General features: G+C 38.6%; 18 protein-coding genes, 1 pseudogene and 1 riboswitch. Of the genes and pseudogenes, 2 read left to right on the plus strand and 17 right to left on the minus strand.

Annotated features, from left to right (window positions below; genetic code table 11):
* Positions 1-138 precede the first annotated feature (138 nt).
* The 6 genes and pseudogenes from NC797_RS02265 to NC797_RS02285 all read right to left on the minus strand — a co-directional run bounded on the left by NC797_RS02265 (position 139) and on the right by NC797_RS02285 (position 5,928).
* Entirely contained in the window at positions 139-882 is a 744-nt protein-coding gene (locus NC797_RS02265; protein WP_272435221.1) for an amino acid ABC transporter ATP-binding protein, read from the minus strand.
* Positions 883-960: 78 nt separating this feature from the next.
* Positions 961-1,179: pseudogene (locus NC797_RS18390) on the minus strand (ABC transporter permease); the annotation flags it as partial.
* 243 nt (positions 1,180-1,422) lie between these two features.
* Positions 1,423-1,536, minus strand: a complete 114-nt coding sequence (locus NC797_RS02270; RefSeq protein ID WP_272435010.1) for a putative holin-like toxin — start codon at positions 1,534-1,536, stop codon at positions 1,423-1,425.
* A 402-nt stretch (positions 1,537-1,938) separates the two neighbouring features.
* Positions 1,939-2,505, minus strand: a complete 567-nt coding sequence (locus tag NC797_RS02275) for a DUF7713 domain-containing protein (protein ID WP_272435011.1) — start codon at positions 2,503-2,505, stop codon at positions 1,939-1,941.
* Between the two features lie 334 nt (positions 2,506-2,839).
* A complete protein-coding gene (locus NC797_RS02280; protein ID WP_272435012.1) occupies positions 2,840-5,248 on the minus strand; it encodes an FtsX-like permease family protein in 2,409 nt (802 codons plus the stop codon).
* Positions 5,245-5,928 carry an ABC transporter ATP-binding protein gene (locus tag NC797_RS02285; RefSeq protein ID WP_272435014.1) on the minus strand — a complete coding sequence of 228 codons (684 nt, stop codon included), beginning with the start codon at positions 5,926-5,928 and terminating at the stop codon, positions 5,245-5,247. Before NC797_RS02285 ends, NC797_RS02280 begins: the two co-directional genes overlap by 4 nt.
* Before the next feature lie 321 nt (positions 5,929-6,249).
* On the opposite strand from NC797_RS02285, the gene NC797_RS02290 reads away from it, so the two are divergent.
* Complete coding sequence (locus tag NC797_RS02290) at positions 6,250-7,614, plus strand: helix-turn-helix domain-containing protein (RefSeq protein WP_272435015.1); 1,365 nt, start codon at positions 6,250-6,252, stop codon at positions 7,612-7,614.
* Positions 7,615-7,749: 135 nt separating this feature from the next.
* Here the strand turns inward: NC797_RS02290 and betB are convergent, their stop codons facing one another.
* The 11 genes from betB to NC797_RS02345 form a co-directional block, all read right to left on the minus strand.
* On the minus strand, positions 7,750-9,222 hold the full coding sequence (gene betB, locus NC797_RS02295; RefSeq protein WP_272435016.1) for a betaine-aldehyde dehydrogenase: 1,473 nt from the start codon (positions 9,220-9,222) through the stop codon (positions 7,750-7,752).
* Positions 9,223-9,424: 202 nt separating this feature from the next.
* On the minus strand, positions 9,425-10,414 hold the full coding sequence (locus NC797_RS02300; RefSeq protein WP_272435018.1) for an NAD(P)/FAD-dependent oxidoreductase: 990 nt from the start codon (positions 10,412-10,414) through the stop codon (positions 9,425-9,427).
* Positions 10,415-10,435: 21 nt separating this feature from the next.
* A complete protein-coding gene (locus NC797_RS02305; RefSeq protein ID WP_272435019.1) occupies positions 10,436-10,792 on the minus strand; it encodes a Rieske (2Fe-2S) protein in 357 nt (118 codons plus the stop codon).
* A complete protein-coding gene (locus tag NC797_RS02310) occupies positions 10,792-11,901 on the minus strand; it encodes an amidohydrolase family protein (protein ID WP_272435021.1) in 1,110 nt (369 codons plus the stop codon). Before NC797_RS02310 ends, NC797_RS02305 begins: the two co-directional genes overlap by 1 nt.
* Before the next feature lie 613 nt (positions 11,902-12,514).
* A complete protein-coding gene (locus NC797_RS02315) occupies positions 12,515-13,870 on the minus strand; it encodes a sensor histidine kinase (RefSeq protein WP_272435022.1) in 1,356 nt (451 codons plus the stop codon).
* Entirely contained in the window at positions 13,867-14,556 is a 690-nt protein-coding gene (locus NC797_RS02320; RefSeq protein WP_272435023.1) for a response regulator transcription factor, read from the minus strand. Before NC797_RS02320 ends, NC797_RS02315 begins: the two co-directional genes overlap by 4 nt.
* Before the next feature lie 71 nt (positions 14,557-14,627).
* Positions 14,628-14,885 (minus strand): SHOCT domain-containing protein, encoded by a 258-nt coding sequence (locus NC797_RS02325; protein ID WP_272435024.1) that lies wholly within the window; start codon positions 14,883-14,885, stop codon positions 14,628-14,630.
* Positions 14,886-15,616: 731 nt separating this feature from the next.
* Positions 15,617-16,210 carry a class I SAM-dependent methyltransferase gene (locus NC797_RS02330; RefSeq protein ID WP_272435026.1) on the minus strand — a complete coding sequence of 198 codons (594 nt, stop codon included), beginning with the start codon at positions 16,208-16,210 and terminating at the stop codon, positions 15,617-15,619.
* Between the two features lie 109 nt (positions 16,211-16,319).
* A complete protein-coding gene (locus NC797_RS02335; protein ID WP_272435027.1) occupies positions 16,320-16,793 on the minus strand; it encodes an OsmC family protein in 474 nt (157 codons plus the stop codon).
* A 90-nt stretch (positions 16,794-16,883) separates the two neighbouring features.
* A riboswitch (SAM riboswitch) is annotated at positions 16,884-16,992 on the minus strand.
* A gap of 379 nt (positions 16,993-17,371) precedes the next feature.
* A complete protein-coding gene (locus tag NC797_RS02340) occupies positions 17,372-17,632 on the minus strand; it encodes a metal-sensitive transcriptional regulator (protein WP_272435028.1) in 261 nt (86 codons plus the stop codon).
* A 256-nt stretch (positions 17,633-17,888) separates the two neighbouring features.
* Positions 17,889-20,285, minus strand: a complete 2,397-nt coding sequence (locus tag NC797_RS02345; protein ID WP_272435029.1) for a S8 family peptidase — start codon at positions 20,283-20,285, stop codon at positions 17,889-17,891.
* Positions 20,286-20,740: 455 nt separating this feature from the next.
* Here NC797_RS02345 and NC797_RS02350 point away from each other — a divergent pair, with 455 nt between their 5' ends.
* A complete protein-coding gene (locus tag NC797_RS02350; RefSeq protein WP_272435031.1) occupies positions 20,741-21,322 on the plus strand; it encodes a nitroreductase family protein in 582 nt (193 codons plus the stop codon).
* Positions 21,323-21,382: the final 60 nt, after the last annotated feature.

Raw genomic sequence — 21,382 nt, forward strand, 5'->3', positions numbered from 1 at the left:
GGTAATTCTACAAGATAGAAAATATTATTCCCTTACCCCTTATATTGGTGGTCTTTGAAGGAGAAGGAGAGACGAACCCTTGCAAAAAAAGGTGCCTTGTTTGTATATAACAACAAGCACCTTTTCACCTAACAGAATTTAAACCTCTTCACTCACATCTTGTAAGAAATGTTTTGTTCTTTCCTCTTTAGGATTAAAAAATATTTCTTGTGGACTTCCTTCTTCAACAATTACACCGTCATCCATAAAGATCACCCTATCCGCAACATCGCGTGCAAATGCTACTTCATGCGTTACGACTACCATTGTCATTCCCTCTTTTGCCAGATCCTTCATGACTTGAAGTACTTCTCGGACTAGCTCAGGGTCTAAGGCAGACGTTGGTTCGTCGTATAACATCACCTTAGGTTCCATGGATAGAGCGCGCGTAATGGCGACTCGTTGCTGTTGACCGCCCGAGAGTTGGGCTGGGTAATGGTCCATACGATTCGCTAAACCGACCTTATCTAGTAAGGACACGGCTAATTCTTTCGCCTTATGTCGATCCATTTTCTTGATGACAATCGGCCCTTCCATAACATTTTCAAGAGCCGTTTTGTGGGGGAATAAATTAAATTGTTGAAAAACAAAGCCTGTATTTTGACGGAGCAACCTAATGTCCGTTTTTCTCTTTTCATGGCTGGCTTCCACTTTATTTCCCCCAAGTGATACAACACCAGCATTTGGTTCCTCCAAAAAAGTGATACAACGTAGAAGGGTAGATTTTCCTGATCCGCTTGGTCCCATGATGACCACTACCTCGCTTTTATTTACACGCATATCAATCCCTTTTAGAACAGGATTATCATCGAAACGTTTACTTATATTTTCAAGCTTTATGATCTCCACATTTTTCTCCCCTTGTACCCATTATTAGGATACGGTTATTGAATCCGAACGGCAGTTGCGAATAATGGTATCCTATACGACGTGTTTGGAGGTTCTTTTTTCAAGGTTATCTAAAACTACTGTAAAGAATGTGATAACTATCCAATAAAGAGCTGCTGCCAATAAATAAATCGTTAAAGGCTCAAACGTTTTCGTAATGATGAGCGTAGACATCTGTAGCAATTCAGTTACTGTAATAACAGATATCAGTGAAGTATCCTTAATTAAAATGATATAGGTGTTCGATAAAGTGGAGTATCTCACAGAGGGAGAGGGCAAGTCTAACTCCCTATAATGTATAATGGCACATATATCTTTTAAACAGGTATAATTTTGTGTATAATGTAACTATAATAAAAAGACTGGACGCTGCGAACGCCCAGTCGAGTTGCAACATACATGCCGCATGAAGAGCGGCTAGCCTTAATGTAGGTAGTTTTTTGCAAAAAAAGAAGTAGCTACTCCACATTCTTTAGCCAAGAGCGGTGGAAGAGGTTACTTCTTTTTTCTATTGGTGACAAGTGCGATAATAGCTACAACAGCTGTTAAAAGTGTAGCCAAGAAAATGCCAAATTGAAATAGCATGTTCATTGCTTCGTATGTCACCATCTGCAACACCCCCTTTCTAACAGGGAGTGCCAACTGCCCACCCGCTTTATGTAGTTGCTATGTTGATTGTAGCAATTCCAAAGAAATAAATCTATAAAAATACCATAGGAGAGCAGGTTTTTTTCTTATAACCTGCTCTCCCTTTTCTTTTTAAACTACGATATTTCATTCTCGGATGGTGATAGTTTTTTCATATTTATAGAAACAAGTAAATCGACGGAAAACTCTGGTAGTCCCACTATTTGTACAATCTGCAAGAAGCCAGTCTTAGACAAAGTAAAGACGTACTGTTTATCAAATAAAAAGTTTAATGGAAAGATTTATTGTTACGATCATCAAAAAGCGGTTCGATAAAGTGGGAGTATCTCACAGAGGGAGAGGATCAATCTTACTCCCTTCCCTTCATTCTACATCCTCTGTCTTATCAAAGAACTTCAACTGGAACTGAAAACCTTCATAGCTCATTGCCATCTTACCTAACTGTTCCCATGTATATGGCTTTCCATCGATCACAACCATTGGACAAGACTCAGATCTTTCATCATAATCAATTAGACCAACAACATGGTCATTCACGATCGAATGATACTTCTGACCATTCGCAAATGTTCCAACCTTTGTATACTGTATAGAAATACCTAGTTTTACTTTATCCACTAATTGTTGAAATAGTTCCGTTTGATTACAGCCCAAATCGCCGTGTACGGCAAAGCTGTATCCATACTGTATATTTTCAGTTGCTTCTATGAAGATACCATTTGGAAAAATACGCTGCTCTACCTTGAAGTCCCGCCTGATCCCATTAACGTCGTATACAGATATCTCCTGTGGTTGCGACTCTAACTCAACACCAACCTCTTCGGAAATCCTATCATTAAAACAATTTCTACATATTATTTCCTGCGAATCATCATTGTTGGTTAAAGTTATATTCGCCTCATTTTTCTTACACACATCACACATGTCCATTGTCATCACCCTTATTTATTATTACTATAATTCACAATAATATCAAGACTATAAATCTAAAAAACAGTCCATAAAGTGTAAAAAAGGGCTTTTGCCAATATATATCGAAAAATGATACATGCCCACGATTCTTCATATATTTCCCCGGAAATAATCATTATTTGCGGTAAGGTTTATGATGAGTATTATCAATCGGAAAAGTCACTAACACTATCCTAATGTGTAATAGTCAATCTCCACTCGAGCATTACCTTACCGAACTTGAGCGATTCGCCCCTACCAAATGTCAAGTTCGGGTAAACTCTGTTCGGCATGTTTTCTCATGCTAAAAAACTCATAATTTTCGAGTTAACACAATAATATATATCGTAATCGTTAGAAGAATGAAAGTAGTACCCATTCCTATTCCTATCCATCCGAAAGAAACATTTAAAAAATGTAGAATGGTTGCTCCTAAAACAACCCCTGCAATGATCGCTGATAGAGTCCAGGTAGATACTTCTTTTATTAAATGCTTGATAACTGCTCCCCTTGTCCACCCAATCGTTCGATACATAGTAAACTCACTTTTTCTTTCCAAGAATAATGCATTTAAGCTTTCGGTTACACTAATCACTCCTAATACAAAGGTAACTACCAAAATAGATAGTTGAAGCCATAATGTTTGATTATTTGTAAATTCTCCTAAAAAGGTAACAGATGCCTTTTGGAAAGAATGACCAAGCGTAGAGACTTGTATCCCGATTAATAAACTTGATAGTAGCAAAATCATCATAGCAGGAAAAATCAACCTTTTATAATAAAGGATAGAAGCAAAGCGTTTATATGCCTCTGATCTATTCTTTCCTTTTGCTTTTCTTGTTAACAAGTAGGTTACGATTAGCAAAGATAATCCCCAGAGACAGGCTGTTATCCAATACATAGGTTTTGTGGCTTCCAACCCATATAAAAGGAATAATGACACGAGAAAAGAGACAGTTATAAGCAAATATTGTTCCACGCAATTACGAAAATGGATGGTGCTTTTTTTCCAACCGATGGTATATAGTAAGGTGTTCTCATTATGTAGAATGTTTTTTTCATAATTGAATCGAACAATTAGCCATAGTACACTAAACAAAATAAATAAACCCGTTGTTAAAAGTGTGACATAATTCCATGTGCTTGTTAGCTCTTGTGCTACTCCTAGTGTTGTCCATGGCTCAACCACCTTGCCAATACCCTCTACATCTAATGTCAACTCTTTAAATGAAGAACCTGCTACAACATCTACCTCATAACCCTTTTTTAATAGATTCGTAGCTACCTTACTTATTTTTTGTTGGGCAGCTTCATCATACTTTTTAATACCTGCTACTTTTACACGTATAGCATCAATCGGCTTGTCTCCTTTTATCAACTCTGCGGCTTCTAGTGTTGTTACACCACTAGCTGGAGCTGGAATAAAGCTACCAGGAATCGTAGTTGGAGTCAGTACCTCCCCGTCTACTGTTTTTGCTTGCATTCCTCCATAAATCCCTAGTGGACTTCCAGCAAGTTTGTTTTGTGGGTCTGTTAACGGTGAAAAGGTTCCAACTTGCTCTATAAAGAAAGGAATGTCAAAGGAATCCAACATAGATTCCCCCTTTTTTTCGACTTTCTTATAAGACGGGGGGTCTCCATTTTCCACTAGGTTAACCTGTGGAATGGTATCAAGGTTTTTATATTCAATTCTTGAAGCAGTATAATAGACGGATGTGTTAAACTCCGCTGAATACCTTTTTGCTGTTGTAGGTTTTAAATCTTTGGTTAATTTCAGGGCAGTTCCATTAAAGGGTTTTTGGAATTTTGACAAGTCAACCCGAGTTGTATTAGATTCGACGATTGGTTCGCTCCTCAAGTCCTTTAAAACAGACTCAATATTCACAGAAGAATTCCCCTGCATTATCCAATCATCTTGTTTAAGATCTAGCTTATTCAAATATTCTTCTAACTCTACATCTAAAGTTTCCGTCCTTAATTTTATAGACAAGGGGATCGTTAAGTCACTTCGCTGAAGAACTTTTACAACAGGGGGATCCCCGTAATTATCTAACATTGTTTTAAGCATTGCCGATTCTTGTTTTTTGTTTAAATCTGAAAAATCAATCCCAGTTAGCTTTTGTTCACTCTCTTGATCAATTGCCACTAAAAGGTAGTAACTAGCTGGGATTATAATCAACATAGCTGGACTTGAATATTGTGCTTCACTCTCTACTCTTGTTAAATACTGAACCATTCCAGGTCTGGACTGTTCAAAAAACATGATAGACTTTTGTTCTTTTATCGGATATTTTTTTTGTCCATCTGAGGTGTAAAATTGATAGGTAAATCGGGTAGGATTATCTAATATAGGCAATTCGATAGAAAATTGCTTTCCCCTAAAATAACCAAGGGAAGCAACCGGAGCCGCCACTTCTATCGTTGGGTTCGATTTTATTTCATTCCATTCCTCTATGGATATGCCACCTTTACTATCCCCAATATAATTTTCTTCTACCACCCCTAAAGTTTGTTCTACCTCGGTTCTCGAAGAAGGGGGACGGACTAGCATATCATAGCTTCCCCTTCCAAATTCTTCGATTGTTTCTGTTACTGTTGATTTCGTTTCTTTTGACTGTTGCAAACCAAAAGGAATGAAAACATATAAACAAATGAGAGCAATGAGTATCGTAATTGATGCAATTTTGCGGTGTAGGATGCGATTCCAAGCAATTCGAATCATACACTCACCCCGCCGAGGGTAAGGGATCCGTCCTTTAAGAAATATAATTTATCGCCATGGTCAGCAACGTCTAGGTCATGGGTAACGAGAATAATCGTTTTACCATCCTCCCTTAACTGGCCTAACAAATCAATTATTCTATCACGATTTTCTCGATCAAGGTTTCCTGTAGGTTCGTCACATACCATAACGTCTGGATCTGCAATAAGAGAACGAGCGATCGCCACTCGCTGTTTCTCTCCTCCAGACAAACCCTCTGGTAAACGAGAAAACAACTCCTTTTTTATTCCTATCGACTGTAACAGTGTGACTGCCTTATCATATAATTCTTTCTTTTTACGATCATAAAGTAATGGCAGCATAACGTTGTCTACTACCGAATAATATGGCAAAAGTTTAAAATCCTGAAATACAAATCCAATTGTTTTGCGACGAAAGTCACTCTTAGCTTTATTATGTAATTGGTATAAATCAACGTCATTGTAGTATATTTCCCCCGTATCTGGCTTTAGTAGTCCAGAAATGATATTCAATAATGTTGATTTCCCTGAACCAGATGGTCCTACAATCGAAATCCACGATCCTTTAGGTATCGATAAATCAACGTTTTGAAGAATCACTGTCTTCTGCGAAAGCGATAGGTGCTGAAATGATTTACTTACATTTTTTACTGAGATCATCTTACATCCCCCCAAAAAAAGTTGGTAGTACCCTAGCCCAAAGAGGACTAGGGTAAAATATAACGTTTAGCGCTAAACTTAATTAAATAATAGCAGAAATCTATCATTCCTACACTGAACAAGATGAATCCATAGCTCTAGTTTGAAGTGGTTATGATAACTGCATATTACACAAGTTAATATACCTCTAGAACCTTCCAACAACTTTTATGAAATATTTCCTAGAAGTTGTCTGTGAGGTTACATTTTGTAATACTAGTTTCACAGATTCATGTAGTAAAATGTTTGTTATAATTAAAAGAGTAAGGGGGGATAAATTATATGGAGAAGGACTTAGGGAGTATTATAAAATTGAAGCGAATTCAAAAAGAAATGACGCAAGAAGAATTATGTTATGGAATTTGCACCCCTTCCTATTTAAGCAGAATTGAAAATAATCACGTACACCCAGATAAATCAATCATTAATCTCTTATTCAGCCGATTAGCCATTTCATTAACGAATAAGGATTGGACAAAGTCTGATATCAATAAAAGAATTGAAATATGGTATAAAAGCATGATTGAAAGAAAGAATCACCAAGAAAACGTCTATGAATTAATGCAGTTAGCGGAAGTAACAAACAATGAATCTATGATAAAATATAACATCGTATATAGCAGGTATCTACTCGAAATTGGTGACTTGAACAAAGCTGGTGAAATTCTTCACAGTGTGGGGAATATCATTAAACCAGAGTACAGTAGAAACTACTTTCTCTACACGAGCATAATCATGGGATATTACCATCTAAAAGAAGATTATGATAGTGCATTAAAAAAAGGATTAATACTAACAAAAATCCAAAATTACGATGATTTAGGAAGTAAGTTGGAAGTAGGAATTCTTTATTATAATTTGGCATTAAATTATAGTAAGGTGTATCAAAATGAAAGGTGTATACATTATTGTAATATAGCTTTAGCTATATTCAATAACAATTATTTTTTTGATAGGGCTATTGATTGTCATCTTCTACTAGGCATATCCTATAACAGGTTAGGCTTTTGGACGAAGTCAATACATTCTTATCATTTAACGGAAAAACTAATTTCCTTTCTCCCTAATCAAGATCAATTTCGTTACAAAGGGATGATCTATAATAATATAGGGTATTGTTTTGAAAATCAAGGAAAATATAATGATGCTATCGTATATTACAAGAAAAGCTTAGAACTCAAGAAAAACCCTAGCCATAAACTGCGAACTTTCATTAACTTAATCCGTTCTACAAATGCCCTTGGTGATAAGAAAGCTGCAGAAAATTGGCTTCGGTTAGGATTAGACACTGTTGATAAAAGCTCTCCCTTAAGATATCACTATCAATTACAAATATATAAACTTTTACTACAATCAAAAGAAGTTGATTTTCAGGATATTACTACAATACAGACAGACAGTATCCAGTACTTTCTTAATAATCACATGTGGAAACTGGTTTATGAATATACAAAAGTGTTTGCTCATCTATATGAAGAGCATTCTCATTATAAAAAGGCTAATTCTATGTATAAGTTAGCCCTAGAAGCTAGTACTAAGCTATTTATTAGAAAAGGTGGAGAAAATCATGAAAAAAGTAATTTTAGCAATCTTCCTTACAATTTGGATATTGAATCCATTCTTCAACACGACAAATTACCTAGATAGTACTGCAGACGAAGACTATCCAGGTCCATTAACGGAAGATGGAACAATTGTTTGAACTCTTATCAAATCATCACAATACCCCAGATCTGTTACTGAATGACCTGGGGGTATTGTTTGTTAAGCTATTGTATAAATCTACTTCCCAAACCAATGAATTGGTTGTGGGTCGACGTTACGCAAGATGTGCTTTTGTTCGGTGTATTCTTCTAGTCCGGTTTTGCCTAGTTCGCGACCAATTCCGGATTGTTTGAATCCTCCCCATGGAGCGTGTGGGAAGTAGACGTTGAATTCGTTGATCCATACGGTGCCCATGCGCATCTTGGCAGCGCATCGTTCTGCTTTAGAAATGTCGGTTGTAAACACGCCACCTGCTAATCCGTAGATGGAGTCGTTGGCAAGTTTCACCGCCTCTGCTTCACTACTGAATTTTTCTACGGTGATGACAGGTCCAAATCCTTCCTCTTGTACGACCTGCATGTCCGTTGTGCAGCCAATTAAGACAGTTGGTAGATAGAAGAATCCTTTTTGTAGCTCTGGGCCTTCTGGGCGTTGTCCTCCTACTGCTACATAGGCGCCTTCCTTTTTGCCCGCTTCTACATAGGCTTCAACTTTAGCCAAATGTTCCGCAGAAATGAGTGGCCCCATTTGTGTGTCTTCTGCAAAGCCGCTTCCGAGTTTAATTTTGCCTACCCGCTTTACGAGCTCTTCCACAAAATCATCGTGAATACTTTCTTCTATGATCAACCTTGTACCTGCTGAACAAATTTGTCCAGCGTGGAAAAAGACGGCGTTCATTGCTTGGTCAACAGCTAATTCGAAGTCACTGTCAGCGAATACGACGTTTGGATTTTTTCCACCAAGCTCTAGTGCGAGTTTCTTCACATTTCCGCTCGCTGCCTGCATAATCTTTTTCCCGGTATGAATGCCACCAGTGAAGGATATTAGGTCAACGTCATCATGTTCGGATAATACGGCTCCGACTGTGCCTCCTGCACCAAGCACTAGGTTAGCCACGCCAGCTGGCACACCCGCTTCTTCCATTAGTTCCATTACTTTCATTGTCGTTAATGGGGTAATTTCACTTGGCTTGATCACCAAAGTGTTTCCTGCTACTAATGCAGGCGCAAGTTTCCAGGATGCTTGTAGTAATGGATAGTTCCAGGGCGTGATTTGCCCGCAGACGCCAACTGGTTCATGGACTACTTTACTTACGGTGTTTGGAATTGGAGACTCGATAATCTCTCCACCGTCCTTGTCCGCTAGCTCCGCATAGTAGCGAAATACGCCAGCGATGTCGTCCATGTCTACTACGCTTTCCTCGACTGTTTTACCCGTATCGAGTGATTCTAGTTCTGCTAGTTCCTGTTTGTCACGCTCTATTAGTCTTGCAATCTCCCCGACGATTCGTCCTCGTTCTGTTGCGGGAGTGGTTGCCCAGTCGCCTTGATCGAACGCTCTTCTCGCAGCTGCAATTGCAAGTTTTGCATCTTCTTCGTTGCCCTCCGCGACGGTGGCAATTATTTCTTGATTATAGGGATTGATGATGTCCCGTGTTTCGGCGGTCTGTGCCGACACCCACTGGCCATCAATATACATGCCGTGCTTCATCTTACCTCTCCTTCCTAAGGGCTTACTGATGTCAACCGCCCTAAGCTAACTTACTTTTTTCTTAAGCGAAATCGTTTCAGCAAGCTGAAACATCGGGGAATCAGATGGAGTCTTGACTCCATCTGATTGGAAACTCCCACCTACGTTTTGCTTTGAGGTGGGGGTATAAAACCCTTAAACTATTTAAAGATTAAACGTTCTTTTAAAACAAACTCGTACTATGCGCGGGTTGAACTCTAGACTTCGGATTGATTCGTGCTTTCGCATGGCTGATCGCAACAGGTGCTTCCCCAAATCCAGTAACAATGAGCTTCACTTTTCCGTCATAGGTCGTAATGTCACCTGCTGCATAGATACCTTCAATGTTCGTTTCCATTCTGGAGTTGACCACGATCGAATTTTTCTCAATCTCTAAGCCCCAGTCTTTAATTGGGCCTAAGGCAGAGATGAAGCCATAATTGACGATAACGGAATCGACATCAACAACTTCCTCTAGGTCACCTTTTGTTTCTTGGAGAATGACCTGATGGATCGCCTCTTCGTCACCTACGAAATCTTTAATGTTGTAAGGTGTTCTAACCTTAACACTAGAATTATTTAACTGCTCGACACTTGTTTCGTGGGCACGGAATTTATCGCGGCGATGTACTAGTGTGACCTCCTCTGCGATATCCTCAAGTGTTAATGCCCAGTCAACTGCAGAGTCCCCGCCACCAGCTAATAATACACGTTGTCCTTTAAATTGGCGTAGGTCTTGCACAAAATAGTGTAGGTTCTTGCCCTCGTACTGAGCTGCTTGATCCATTTTTAATCGGCGTGGTTGGAACGCACCAATACCCGCTGTAATAATCACAGTTTTGGAATAGTGAACATCCTTGTCAGTCGTTACGCAGAATAACTGGTCATCTAGTTTTTCCACGTTTTTTACGGACTCCTCAAGGGCCACTTCTGGGTCAAATTGATTCGCTTGTTCGGTTAAGTCGTCAACAAGGTCCTGTGCCAATATTTTTGGACAACCTGCGACATCGTAAATATATTTTTCTGGATATAAGGCTGACAGTTGCCCACCAAGCTGGGGCATACTGTCGATGATTTTGACGCTCATTTGCCTCATTCCACCGTAAAAGGCGGTGAACAATCCAGTAGGTCCGCCACCTAAAATGATCACATCAACAACGTTTTCTTCGTTCATTGTGGTATCCCCTTCTATATTCTATTTGGAGACGACGACGTCATCGCCCTCAATATCTACTTGAAAGCTTGGTAGCTTCACTTTAGGGTCTGCTAGCATTTTTCCGTCATTTTTAATATCGAATTCACGACCGTGCCATGGACAGCGAAGAATTTCACCTTCATGACAGTAATTGTATTCCCCAACAGTGTCCGTTTGGGTAGACGTACCGCAAAGCTTCCCCTTCGACAGGGAGGCACCTTGGTGGATACACTTATTTGTGTAGGCATAAAACTCTCCGTCAAGGGTACGGCACACGACAATTTCGATTCGACCAAGGTTCGACTGCATCATTTCCCCAGGCATAATGTCTTCTTTTTTACAAACTACTTGTTTCATTATTGCTCGCCTCCTTCTTTCTTTGGAAGCTTCGGATAGAAGTTCCTTGCGTTTTCTGAGAAAATTTTCTTGCTTAATTCTTTATCCAAATTTGGCAGCGCACGGTACGGTGAATCATAGTCCCAGTGCGGGTAGTCAGTTGAGAACGAAATAATGTCTTCAGATCCCAATTGATCAAGTAACTGCATAAATTCTTTTTTGCTTAACTCTTCCACTGGCTGTGTCGTGAAGCAGAAGTTTTCCTTAATTACCTGGCTTGGCTTACGCTTTAACCATGGTACTTCGTGACGAAGGTCTTTATACTGCTGATCCATTTTTCTCATGATGTGTGGTACGTGTGTGAATCCACCTTCAATCATCATACATTTAAGGTTCGGGTATTTTTCAAAAACACCGTTGAATACTAGATTCGTAATCATCATAATGTGTGCCGTCGGGATCAACGTGTGCCATTCGATGAAGTAACGCGGCCATTTTCCGTAATAGCTTGGCGGCTCGTTGTGGTGCATTCCGATCATTAGGTTATGACGTTCTGCCGCTTCAAAAATCGGGTGATATTGCGGGTCGCCCCACATGATATCGTCGATTGGTAGTAGGACTTGCACCATTTTCGGATGGTTCCCAACTCTCTCAATCTCTTTTACCGCTGACTCCACTTCTTGAGCTGCAATTTGTATAGAACCATATAGGCGTTCATCTTTTTCTAGCCAGTTTTCGATTTGCCAATCATTATAGGCAGAAGCAAGTGCCGTTGCCATTTCTGGCCACCCGTGCATGGAAGATGGTGACGGATCGAGGGCACCTGTTAGGATGCCGAATTCATGACCGATGTCATCAAGTAGCTGTTCCTGCATAAATTTCAAATCAGTTCCCGGGAGTCCGCCATTTGGTGGCACGGCGTCAGCACGGTCCACACCAGCTACTGTCGGCTGTACGTATGGCAAGTGCTTTTCCTGAATCCACCCACAATTTTCAATATAATGTCTCCACGGGTTATCCAAGTATGGTAATAGGTCCTTATAAAGAACACGTTCGTGGATGTCTGTATCAATGATGGCTAATTTTTGTTTGGACTTTTTTGTTTCCGTTTGAGTTTGCGTTGTACTCATTGAAATTCCTCCTTGTGGGTGCCTGTCACCACCCGAATATTCTTGTTTCACAGGGTATATTTTTTAGATTATCGTGGGCAATATGTTGATTATCATAGCATAGAGGCAAAAAAATCCTCAAAGTCACTGAGTAGCCTTGAGTAGCATTTAGCTCCTTCAGTGAACGTCAGTAATCATCAGTGACGTTCAGTGAGCCTTTTTTAAAACTTTGTTTCTGCGTGGTTCGTGTGATAGGCTTTTGTCTATTAAGATAAGGTCGTTTTTGAAAAGGGTTTTACGAATGGCACTTAAGCAATTAGTCCCTTATAGCTTGAACGATTATCTTGGATAATTGAGCGATTGAGGTGGGAACTAGCGCAAATTAACCATATAATAAAAAGAGAGAGGCATTTTAAATATGCTTCTCCCAGCGACCTCACCGTCAGGGTAGGGGTTGTCAATATTTACTTTTTGTTCTGAAAACCACCCTTAAACTTTCGACGGCTTAGGGTGGTTTTCTTGTTTTCTAACATACTTTTCCGAAAGAAATATGCACCAGTTTCACGCACAATCCCTTTCAAAATTTCTCGAAGAAACGCATAAGCTCGCTAACATCTTCATTAGACTTTTCCACTCACTGTATAGGCAATGAGACTTTAAACTCTGTTCCTTCTCCTTTTGTACTTGTCACATTGATATTCCCACCATGTATTTCAACAAAACCTTTAGCAATAGAAAGTCCAAGTCCTGCACCACCCTCATCACGTTTACGAGAATCATCTATACGATAAAAACGCTCAAAAATAAAGGGGAGTTTTTGCTCATCAATACCAGGTCCTGTATCTTTAAAACTTAGAACTACTGATTCACCTTCCACTTTTACATGAACCGTAACTGTTCCGTTATCAGGAGTATAACGAAGTGCGTTGCCAAGAAGATTAACAACGACTTGGGTCATACGGTCTTGGTCAATTTCGATAAATAGATCATTAGAACTTTTATTTAACTGAAGCTTAATACCTTTTTCGTCTGCAAACCATTCAAACTGGGAAAGAATAGATTCCATAAAACCATTAATTTCTGTTCGTTTTTTGTGAAGTGACAATGTTTTAGACTCTGCAAGACTAAGTTGCTGCAAGTCATTGACCAGTCTTGAAAGACGATATACTTCATCACTTACGTTTAAAATGACTTCTTCTGTTGCTTCAAGGGCACCAGCTTGGATTGACTCTAATTTTGCTCGAATAATAGCAAGAGGAGTTCTTAGCTCATGGGCAACATCCGCCACAAGAGATTTGCGTATATGTTCTGTTTTCTCTAATGTCTCTGTCATCTGATTAAAAGCATCACCAAGCTGTTTGAATTCATCTTTTGAATCAATCTTTACCTGGTATTTAGTATTGCCTTTTGAAACATGTTCAATGCCTGATACGAGCTGTGAAAGAGGGCTAGTTATTTTCTTAGACAGAAAGAATCCAATGATTAAAGTTATTATGCCTGCAAATAGAAAACCGAGTAGAATTGTTAAATTAACCGATTGGACAAATTGCTGTTCAATACGAGAAACAGAAGCACTTTTAATTGGATACGCTTTAAAAGTCCCAATCGTTTTTCCTTCGATGACTATAGGTTCCGTTACTGAAGAAGCATTGTTCTCCATGTTTTTCGGTGTTGTATTTGCAACTATTTCCCCAGCGGTATCTGCTATGATGATTCCAATAGTTTCATCCTGATTACCCATCATTTTTCCCATATTCATCATTATTCGATTTGAACTTTCCAGAAATTGATCCACACCTTTTAGGGAGCCCGTGGAATTATAATAAGAGATGACTGTTTGCTTCATCATGTCAATCTTCATTTCGTCATTTTCCGATAGATAATTTTCAAATATCTTCTCAACACGGGTTTGAAAAAATAGAGATTGAAATAGCCCCATAAATATAATGACAGTAGTCAATGAGATGAGGATCTTACCTCTCAGTTTCATGCTTCCACCCCAAAACGGTAACCTATTCCGTAAACTGTTTGAATGGATGCAGAAGACCCGAGCTCTGATAGTTTTCTTCTTAAATTGCTAACATGGGTATCGATAGAGCGTTCATAATTAACAAACGCTTCACCGATGGCAATGTTCATCAATTGTAATCTGCTGTAAACCCGCCCAGGTTTTTCAGCCAGTGTAGTTAAAATTTTGAATTCTGTTGGGGTTAAATTAGCCTTTGTGCCATGGACATAAACCTCGTATGTATTGAGGTTAATTTTAATATCTGCTTGCTGAATCCACTCATCTTCTGCTTGTTCATTAGTCGTTCTCCTTAGGACTGCCTTCATTCTAGCGACAACTTCGCGTAAACTAAATGGTTTTGTAATATAGTCATCTGCACCCATTTCAAGTCCAAGTAGCTTATCGACCTCATCTGTTTTAGCTGTTAGCATAATGATGGGTATGCTGTTTTTAGCCATTCGCAATTCGTGCAATGTTTCATATCCATCCTTTTCAGGCATCATAACATCAAGTAAAATGATGTCTACTTTTTGATTTTCCTCAAGGAGACGTAACGCTTCATTACCATTGCGAGCACTCAATGTTTGATAACCTTCGTTTTGTAGAAAAGTTGAAATGGATACTCTTAATTCATCTTGATCTTCGACGACCATAACAGTTTTTTCCATCAAAAATGTTCCTTTCATATCCACTTGTATTATTTGTTGTTAAAGACGACATAAACCTTGATAAAAATTTATCAAGGTTTATTCTCTAGTTCATGTAGTCGTTGTCTGTACTCCTCAGTATCGATTTCTCCTCGGGAATATCGCTGTCTTAGTATTTCAACTGCTTTGTCGGTTTGATTTGATTTATCTTTATTTTCAGATGACAATTTCTGTATCGCTAATACAATTAACCAAATAACAAGACCCCAGAAAACTAACATAAAAATCCCACCAACCATCATCATTGGGAAACCACCTCCAAGACATTCCGTTCCATTGTTCCACATCATACGAACAGCTCCTTTATCATCCTATTCATTTAGAATAATCGAAAGCCCCGTTACAAGCAAACATTCCCGTATTATTCACCATCATTTCAATGTTGTCCACTCATGGAAAGCAACATCTCGTTTTGTTGCTCTGTTGTGATGAGCCACGGAAAAACAAGCCATTTAAGGAATACAGGCTAAGGCCGCCACGTCCTGTGGCAATGCCTGCATGACCCACATCGTGTGGGTCCGAGATGCGCAGCCTATCATTTGGTGACTTTTTGAACAACCTCTTATTAACAATATAACCGACAAATTTTCAGAACTTATCAGGAGAATGTTAAGAAATTGTTAAGATTAAACGAACTCGTTTCAACAAGCTGAAACATCGGGGAATCAGATGGAGTCCGACTGCAGGAAAAACCGAGGGTATTAGGAGGCGGGATAGACAAAAGGTCAGTTTACAAACAAATGGCTAGCACCATTACTATTGTGGCGCTAGCCTAAATCTTTTTCTAATGACAGCCGCTAAGTAGCAAAAGCATGACTAAAAGAATTGAGATTAAACCTATTCGCGACATAGAAACCCCCTCCATTTAGTTTCTTATATAAGTCTATTATGGAATAAAACTAAAATGATTAAATTCTTAATCCATCCTTTGTTTAAGGTAAGTGTGGCTGAAATTGTTCTTATTTTTATCCGGGAATAATCGACTAACTACAATGTTTCTATACACGTGAGAAAAAACATCTCATTTATTGTTTTTTGCTTTTACAACAAAAAAAAGACCTTTATAATAATATTTTAAATCGTTAATCGAAAGCTCTGACTGTTCTATTACATTCACTGTCTCACGATTAAGATGACAACCATCACAAATCCTTTTCCACAAAGGTGTTAGAATGTCTTGGGTCTTTGCTAGGATAGCGTTTTCCATTTTTACATGTTCAAAGAACAATACTGTCCCGCCAGGTTTACAAACTCTTGCAATCTCCTTTAACGCCTCTACCGGATCAGGTATTGTACAAAAGACTAGTGTTGAGACAACAGAGTCATATGTATTATCTGCAAAGGGCAGTTTCTCTGCACCTGCTGTATATATTTGAATTGGGACATTCGCGTTTAACTCTCTTGATCTTGATCTATCCCGCATCAATTGATTTGGTTCAATAGCATCTACTTTACTGGCCTTTTTATAATAAGGAAAATTTACACCAGTTCCAGAACCTATTTCCAGAACCCTACCAGTAGCTTGTTCAAGAAGCTCTTTTCTTATGGCTTTGAATTTGCCCTGTTCGAGAGGTTTCATTGCCAAGTCATAAAATGTTGGGAACAATTTCCCCATATGATCACCTCATTACAAGACAAAGACCTCCTAACAAGTGAGGCCCAATGTCTTGTTATTCATTTACTCAACTGTTTGAAGTGTTGAAGTTTATCTTTTAATGATTGGACTATTTTGTTGTAGCAACAGTTTCCTTTTTTATCCATGGTGATTCTAGCTCAATACCTGCATCTTTTAACAAGTTATATACAGGGCATCTCCGAATTACTTCTTCATTCAATTGCTTTAAACGGTTATCGCTTTCATCTGTATCTATAATTACTTTAAATGTGACTTTCTGAAAATGTGGCGATACTCCCTCTACACCATTCATACCTCTTAAATCTAACAACCCTTCGTTTTCAAATTCTATACCTGTATAGCTAAAGTTAAGTTCCTTGGCAATCATTTCAATCAAGACTAAAGTACACCCAGACAACGAGGCTAACACATATTCAACTGGATTTGGACCTTGATCTGACCCTCCCAATTCTTCAGGCTCATCTAAAACAATTGGATCAAAATCTCGAACATAAACTTTTGTTCGAACTCCCTCTTCCCATTTACCTTTCGTTGATACTTTTACTATCTGTTCCTCACTCATAACAATTTCCTCCTTGTTTTTTAAAGTTACCTAACAAAAAAATCCCTTCTAAAAAGAAGGGATTTTTGCAAAAACAGAACGAGAATACCCTTCTTATCTTTGGAATGCACAAGCATTCGCACTGAAATTGGCACCATACATTAAACATGCGGTTGCCGAGGTGTCACAGGGTCAGTCCCTCAACCTCTCTTGATAAGAATTTAACTAATTTTAATTTTAAAATAATTAAAACAAATATAAATTATATTGTCAATATTTTTTTCTAAGCGAACTCGTTTCAGCAAGCTGAAACATCGGGGAATCAGATGGGGGCCTCCCCACTAAATAAGACAATGGTTGTTTTTTCTTTCAGTTCTTCCATAATATCTTTCATTTTTATACGTTTACCCCTATATGTATATTAAAATTTAAAAAAATATAAACTGTTTTTATGAAGTTTATTTTAAATGCGCCCTAAATACCCGTACAGGTATGTTAACAAACAAAAAAATAACTGTCAAGACGTATAAATTTCATTACGCTGTTTTCCTTAATAAAAAGGATGAAGGCTGTCTCTTTAGCAAAACAGCCATCTTTACTTATCTACTCTTTACTAATAAATTAACGGCTTCTTGAATAAGTTCTTCTGTATCTTCGCCTCGTTCCATTTGGAGACGAACACATTCCTCTAGGTTTGAACTTACAACCACACCTATTGCACGATCTAACGCAGAACGGACAGCTGACATTTGTCCAACGAGATCTTTACATTCTTTTCCCTCTTCCATCATTTTTAAAACACCTCTTACTTGTCCTTCAATTCGTTTCATTCTGTTTTTGATTTGGTCATTGTATTCCATTTTAAAACCTCCATTTTATCGATTATTTTATCCATTCATTTATGTCCAAATAATTTCTTTATTTACACCATAATATATATACCCCTATTAGTATTATAACATGTGTTCATACAAAAACCAAAGTTTAAATTCACATAAAACAATTACTTTCATAGCAGAAGAAATCTTTTTATACTATAGCCAACTAGTTTGGACACTATAAAATCACTTAAAACGAAAATCCACAAAAAACCCTAACCCAAGTGGGATTAGAGCTTTAATTTAACTTATGAATCGTAACATTATCTTTTTGCACATAGCCGATTCTGCCAGATGCATCCACTCTCCACCAGTTGCCATAATCGGATACAATCGGATACGTTTTGCCATTTGCAATTGTTGCAAATGGAACTAGAGATCCAGATGTATTGTCATAAACCGCCACATCCTGTGCTGCTGTAAAAAGTTTACTCGTTTGTTTATAGCCTGTGTTTAAACTTTTCAAGTTCGGTTGTGAAACGGGACTAGTTGACGATTTCAGTACATACCCATAATACTTGCCAAATTGAATTCGATGCCAGTTTCCATAGTCACTGACCCGAGGATAGATTTGTCCTTTTTCTAATGACCCAACCTGCACAAGACTGCCAGAACGATTGTCGTATACTGGCAGGTTGTTTACATTGACTTTAAAATAAGATGTGTTTTCCGTAAATTGTTGTCGGACTTGGCTCTTTTGCACATAGCCGATTCTGCCAGATGCATCCACTCTCCACCAGTTGCCATAATCGGATACAATCGGATACGTTTTGCCTTTTGAAATTGTTGCAAATGGAACTAGAGATCCAGATGTATTGTCATAAACCGTTACATCCTGTGCTGTTGTAAAAAGCTTACTCGTTTGTTTATAGCCTGTGTTTAAACTTTTCAAGTTCGGTTTTGAAACGGGACTAGTTGACGATTTCAATACATACCCGTAATACTTGCCAAATTGAATTCGATGCCAGTTTCCATAGTCACTGACCCGAGGATAGACTTGTCCTTTTTCTAATGACCCAACCTGCACAAGACTGCCAGAGCGATTGTCGTATACTGGCAGGCGGTTTACGTTCACTTTAAAATAAGATGTGTTTTCCGTAAATTGTTGTTGTACTTGGCTCTTTTGCACATAGCCAATTCTGCCAGATGCATCCACTCTCCACCAGTTCCCATAATCGGATACAATCGGATACGTTTTGCCCTTTGCAATTGTTGCAAATGGAACTAGAGAACCAGATGTATTGTCATAGACTTCCACATCTTTTAAAGGGGTAAAGAGCTGATTACTTTGTTTGAACTGACTGTTGTTTAGGTTACTTAAATTATGTTGGTTAACGGGTTGAGTGGAACCTTTGTACACATATCCGTAGTATTTTCCAAATTGAATTCGATGCCAATTCCCATAATCACTCACTCGTGAGTATACTTGTCCTTTCTTTAGTGTCCCCACCTTGACAAGTTCACCAGTACGATTATCGTAAACAGGAACTGCTTGCTCAACCACCCTAAAGAAACGATCTTCTACGTTAAATGGCCGATCAACTAAAGAAAAACTTTGAATGAAACCGTACCCGTACAGAGGGTCTTTTCCAGGAACGCCTAAATCTAAGGCCTTTTCCTGCATAATGTTTCGGATGTTGGTTGCTTGTAATGTTGGGTACGCTTCTTTTAATAACGCTAAATATCCTGATCCATAAGCTGTTGCCATGGACGTCCCACTCATCTCTGCAAACCCATTATTTACGTAAGTACTATTAATATTAACACCTGGTGCGACAATTTCTAACGTTGCTCCTGTTTTTGAAAAGGTAGGAAGTTTATAGTTTGAATTTACAGCGCCCACCGCAATAACGGAAGGGTATTTTGCAGGGTATGCAATTGTTCCGTCTTGTTGCCCATTATTACCTGCGGCCGCAACTACTAATATTCCTTTTTCATATGCTTCATTGATAAGCTCTTCTATATAATCAACGGATTCTCGGAATTCAAAGCTTAAATTGATGATGTCCATATTATTTTGGATTGCCCAGTCGATCGCAAGGGCAAGGTCAATCGTTGAACCTTTTCCATTTGAATCCATTGCTTTTAAAGCGTAGATCTGTGCATCAGGGGCAACTCCTACATATCCATAATTGTTATCCAATGCCGCAATGGTTCCAGCTATGTGTGTACCATGGCCGTTGTCATCATCATAACTGGATGTGTAACTGACAAATGACTTCCCTCCTGAAATGTTTAAGTCAGGATGATCATTAGAAATTCCAGTGTCAATAATCGCTACTTTCACTCCCTTTCCCGTGTAACCTTCATTCCACAGAATCGGTGTATTAATGCTATTAATCCCCCAGTCTGTTAACTGACCGGTGACAGACGCCGTTGAGTCTTTTTGCACTTGCAATACAGAAGGAGCTTTTTCAATACCTGTCACTTTAATAGATGGAATCATCGCAATTACTGCCGGCAAAAATCGGAATTGTTCCTCTATGTACCCACCTTGATTTTCAATTACAGACTCGTTTACTTCGTTATTAAATGTAACAACAACACGGGTGTAATCCATTTGTTCGGCTTGTACTAAATGATTTTGAGTAAATACAAGCAAGAAAAAAAACAAAAAAGAAAGGATATGTTTCAAATGACTTCTCCTCAAGACTGATGTATTGATAAAAATGAATCCTTTTTAGATATGTAAATAGGAATGATTTTAGAAAAAACCTCACACTTTCATTATCTATTATTCTACAAAATTTGCAAGTATCTATCGAGGTGTATTTAATTTTTTTCACTCTAAGTGCGTATCAAAAAGTCGACAAATTAGAAGCAAGCAGGTCGAGGCGGCGCTGTTTTGAGTAACGGAGCGAAAGCTTGTTGCTTCGAAAGCATTACCTCGCACGAAGAAAAAGTGTTCTTCTTTTTCTAAGGATATGCTTTTAATACGTGAGTAACGGAAAAACAAGCCAACGAAGAGATGCGCCGCTTATCATTTGGTGACTTTTTGAACAACCTCTCTAAGCAAGTTGTTTGAAATCGGTCATTTTCGCTCATTATACTGATAAGGTAACTATCAAGATAAAGGAGGGATCGACAGAGATGCAGGCAACAGATATGAAAGAACACATTAAGGAATTCCGCCAGCCTGCCTACACCATTGACTCTATGTTTGTGAATCGATGGTCTCCTCGCGCTTTCCAGGAAAAGGATGTACCTGAAGACACGCTAAAGAGCATTTTGGAAGCAGCACGCTGGGCTCCATCTGCCATGAACAAACAACCATGGCGTTTTATTCTTGCTCGGACTAAGAATGATCAAGAACTTTTTTACACGTTCATAATGGAAGGCAACTTAAAATGGTGCAAAAAGGCTCCTGTCTTAATAGCCATTCTATCGGAAAAATCAACTGGATCACACGCGTTTGATACTGGTACAGCATGGGGCTATTTGGCCTTACAAGCAGCCCAAAAGGGATTAGCTGCACATGCAATGGGTGGATTTGATAAAGAAAAGGCGCGCGAAGTATTGAACATACCCGACGACTATGCTATCCATGCGATTGTGGCACTTGGGTATCAAGGAGACAAAGAGGAATTGCCTAATGATTTACAAGAAAGAGAACAGCCATCTGACCGTAAACCAATAGAAGAAACTGTTTTTGAAGGTACTTTCAGAATATAACCAAACCGTTAGCGAACAGTCTATGAGCTGTTCGCTAATTTTTTCTAAAAGTAAAAAGTT

This window comes from Terrihalobacillus insolitus (genome assembly GCF_028416575.1).
GTDB lineage: Bacteria > Bacillota > Bacilli > Bacillales > Amphibacillaceae > Terrihalobacillus > Terrihalobacillus insolitus.